This is a genomic window from Burkholderia sp. Bp9015, assembly GCF_003853505.1.
Taxonomy (GTDB): Bacteria; Pseudomonadota; Gammaproteobacteria; order Burkholderiales; family Burkholderiaceae; genus Burkholderia.
Genome location: NZ_QTPZ01000093.1, coordinates 1 through 910 on the forward strand (window position 1 = coordinate 1; position 910 = coordinate 910).

1 protein-coding gene is annotated in these 910 nt (G+C 65.9%); it reads right to left on the reverse strand.

The features are described 5' to 3' along the window. On the reverse strand, window positions 1–910 hold a 910-nt coding region (ccsB, locus tag DIE12_RS37730; protein WP_124492254.1), incomplete at both ends, for a c-type cytochrome biogenesis protein CcsB.

Genomic DNA, 910 nt, shown 5'->3' on the forward strand with positions numbered 1-910 from the left:
GCGCCGCGCAGGCCCTTCATCAGGCGCATGTGCAGCCAGGCCGCGTAGTTGAGCCACACGATCAGCGCCCAGGTTTCCTTCGGGTCCCAGCTCCAGTAGCCGCCCCATGCTTCGGCGGCCCACAGCGCGCCGAGAATCGTCGCGATCGTGAAGAACGCGAAGCCGACCGCGATCGACTTGTACATCACGTCGTCGAGCACCTCGAGCGTCGGCAGGCGATCGGCGAGCACGCCGCGCTCCTTCATCAGGTATGCGACCGACACCATCGCCGACAGCGCGAAGCTGCCGTAGCCGATGAAGTTCGCCGGCACGTGGATCTTCATCCACCAGCTCTGCAGCGCCGGCACGAGCGGCTGGATCTGCTGCGCGTCGCGTGCGACCGAGTACCACATCAGGAAGCCGACGGCCGCGCTGATGACCAGCAGCACGAACGCGCCGAGCGCGCGCGTGCCGTAGTGGCCTTCGTAATACAGGTAGAGCAGCGCGGTGATCAGGCTGAACAGCACGAACACTTCGTACAGGTTCGACACCGGGATATGCCCGACGTCGGCGCCGATCAGGTAGGACTCGTACCAGCGCACCATCAGGCCGGTGAAGCCCATCAGCACGGCGACCCACGTGAGCTTCTGGCCGATCGCGGCGCCCGACTCCGAGCGCGCGAGCAGACCGATCCAGTAGAAGATCGTCGCGAGCACGAACAGCGCGCTCATCCACAGGATCGCGGACTGGCTCGACAGGAAGTACTTGAGGAAGAACGCCGCATCGGCGCGCGCGAGATCGCCCTGGTAGATCTGGATCGACAGCAGCGACAGCGCGGCGATCGACGCCATCATCAGCCGCGCGGGCTTCCAGCGCCAGCCGAGCACGACGAGCGCCGGCACGGTGCCGATCATCACCGCCTTGTCGTAGT